Consider the following 3206-nt stretch of genomic DNA (forward strand, 5'->3'; position numbering starts at 1 on the left):
TGATTCCGGGAGTAGTGGCGAGCGAAACCGGATGAGGCTAAACCGTATGTGTGTGATACCCGGCAGGGGTTGCGCATACGGGGTCGTGGGAGTKYKCTTGATCRGTCTGCCGGCYGGTCGGMGAGTCAGAAATTGTTGWKGTAGGCGAAGGGCATGCGAAAGGCCCGGCGTAGAGGGTAAGACCCCCGTAGCTGAAATGTCAGCAACTTGCTTGAGAACCACCCAAGTAGCACGGGGCCCGAGAAATCCCGTGTGAATCTGGYGGGACCACCCGCTAAGCCTAAATATTCCCTGGTGACCGATAGCGGATAGTACCGTGAGGGAATGGTGAAAAGTACCGCGGGAGCGGAGTGAAATAGTACCTGAAACCGTGTGCCTACAAGCCGTGGGAGCGTCGCCGTCAAGCTTGCTTGGCGGTCGTGACTGCGTGCCTTTTGAAGAATGAGCCTGCGAGTTTGCGGTGTGTTGCGAGGTTAACCCGTGTGGGGTAGCCGTAGCGAAAGCGAGTCCGAATAGGGCGACCCAAGTAGCGCGCCCAAGACCCGAAGCGGAGTGATCTAGCCATGGGCAGGTTGAAGCGGAGGTAAGACTTCGTGGAGGACCGAACCCACCAGGGTTGAAAACCTGGGGGATGACCTGTGGTTAGGGGTGAAAGGCCAATCAAACTCCGTGATAGCTGGTTCTCCCCGAAATGCATTTAGGTGCAGCGTCGTGTGTTTCTTGCCGGAGGTAGAGCACTGGATAGGCGATGGGCCCTACCGGGTTACTGACCTTAGCCAAACTCCGAATGCCGGTAAGTGAGAGCGCGGCAGTGAGACTGTGGGGGATAAGCTCCATGGTCGAGAGGGAAACAGCCCAGAGCATCGACTAAGGCCCCTAAGCGTGCGCTAAGTGGGAAAGGATGTGGAGTCGCAGAGACAACCAGGAGGTTGGCTTAGAAGCAGCCATCCTTGAAAGAGTGCGTAATAGCTCACTGGTCAAGTGATTCCGCGCCGACAATGTAGCGGGGCTCAAGCGTACCGCCGAAGTCGTGTCATTGCAGCATRAGRYCYAACGRTYGCTGTGATGGGTAGGGGAGCGTCGTGTGCCGGGTGAAGCAGCCGCGTAAGCGAGTTGTGGATGGTTCACGAGTGAGAATGCAGGCATGAGTAGCGATTCACACGTGGGAAACGTGTGCGCCGATTGACTAAGGGTTCCTGGGTCAAGCTGATCTGCCCAGGGTAAGTCGGGACCTAAGGCGAGGCCGACAGGCGTAGTCGATGGACAACCGGTTGATATTCCGGTACCCGCTTTGAAGCGCCAACGCTGAACCAGGCGATGCTAAGTCCGTGAAGCCGCCCTGGATCCTTCGGGTGAAGGGGAGTGGTGGAGCCGACGGTCCAGACCTGTATTAGGTGAGTGATGGGGTGACGCAGGAAGGTAGTCCAGCCCGGGCGGTGGTTGTCCCGGGGTAAGGGTGTAGCCCGAGGGGTAGGTAAATCCGTTCCTCRTTAAGGGTGAGACCTGATGCCGAGCCGATTGTGGTGAAGTGGATGATCCTATGCTGTCGAGAAAAGCCTCTAGCGAGTTTCATGGCGGCCCGTACCCTAAACCGACWCAGGTGGTCAGGTAGAGAATACCGAGGCGWTCGRGWGAACTRTGGTTAAGGAACTCGGCAAAATGCCCCCGTAACTTCGGGAGAAGGGGGGCCATTGCTGGTGATGGGCTTTACGCCTGGAGCTGGTGGTGGCCGCAGAGACCAGCGAGAAGCGACTGTTTACTAAAAACACAGGTCCGTGCGAAGCCGTAAGGCGATGTATACGGACTGACGCCTGCCCGGTGCTGGAACGTTAAGGGGACCGGTTAGTCACATTTCGGTGTGGCGAAGCTGAGAACTTAAGCGCCAGTAAACGGCGGTGGTAACTATAACCATCCTAAGGTAGCGAAATTCCTTGTCGGGTAAGTTCCGACCTGCACGAATGGCGTAACGACTTCTCGRCTGTCTCAACCATAGGCCCGGTGAAATTGCATTACGAGTAAAGATGCTCGTTTCGCGCAGCAGGACGGAAAGACCCCGGGACCTTTACTATAGCTTGATATTGGTGTTCGGTTCGGCTTGTGTAGGATAGGTGGGAGACTTTGAAGCTGTGACGCCAGTCATGGTGGAGTCATTGTTGAAATACCACTCTGGTCGTGCTGGATGTCTAACCTGGGTCCGTGATCCGGATCAGGGACAGTGYCTGGTGGGTAGTTTAACTGGGGCGGTTGCCTCCYAAARKGTAACGGAGGCGCCCAAAGGTTCCCTCAGCCTGGTTGGCAATCAGGTGTYGAGTGYAAGTGCACAAGGGAGCTTGACTGTGAGACCGACGKGTCGAGCAGGGACGAAAGTCGGGACTAGTGATCCGGCRSYGGCWWGTGGAAGCGSYGTCGCTCAACGGATAAAAGGTACCCCGGGGATAACAGGCTGATCTTCCCCAAGAGTCCATATCGACGGGATGGTTTGGCACCTCGATGTCGGCTCRTCGCATCCTGGGGCTGGAGTCGGTCCCAAGGGTWGGGCTGTTCGCCCATTAAAGCGGTACGCGAGCTGGGTTTAGAACGTCGTGAGACAGTTCGGTCYCTATCCGCYGYGCGCGTMRGARWCTTGAGRARGGCTGTCCCTAGTACGAGAGGACCGGGACGGACGAACCTCTGGTGTGCCAGTTGTYCTGCCAAGGGCAYGGCTGGTTRGCTACGTTCGGGAGGGATAACCGCTGAAAGCATCTAAGCGGGAAGCCCGTTCCAAGATGAGGTTTCTCACCACCCCCGAGTGGTTAAGGCCCCCCACAGACCATGGGGTTGATAGGCCGGAACTGGAAGCACGGCAACGTGTGAAGGTGACCGGTACTAATAGGCCGAGGACTTACCAACAAAGAAGCTACGCGTCCACTGTGCAGTATCTGAAACAACACACGCCCGCGCCGCAACCCCCACAACGGTTGCGCCACGTGAACAGTTTCATAAAGTTACGGCGGCCATAGCGGCAGGGAAACGCCCGGTCCCATTCCGAACCCGGAAGCTAAGCCTGCCAGCGCCGATGGTACTGCACCCGACAGGGTGTGGGAGAGTAGGACACCGCCGGAACATCCTTCCACGAAGGCCCTCGACATTGTCGAGGGCCTTCGGCATTTCCAGGCAGGAACTGTGTTTCGCAGTGAACTCGCAGGGAAAAGTAAGATTGCGTAGAG

Annotated in this window: 2 rRNA genes (1 of these 2 cut by a window edge); both read left to right on the forward strand. The window is 57.2% G+C overall.

What is annotated here, in order from left to right:
- Positions 1-2888, forward strand: a 23S ribosomal RNA gene (locus AB4043_RS12175); it begins 233 nt to the left of the window's first position.
- A gap of 97 nt (positions 2889-2985) precedes the next feature.
- Positions 2986-3102: ribosomal RNA gene (gene rrf / locus AB4043_RS12180) — 5S ribosomal RNA — on the forward strand.
- Positions 3103-3206 lie beyond the last annotated feature (104 nt).

Origin of the sequence: Terriglobus sp. YAF25 (assembly GCF_052113305.1) — a bacterium.
GTDB lineage: Bacteria > Acidobacteriota > Terriglobia > Terriglobales > Acidobacteriaceae > Terriglobus.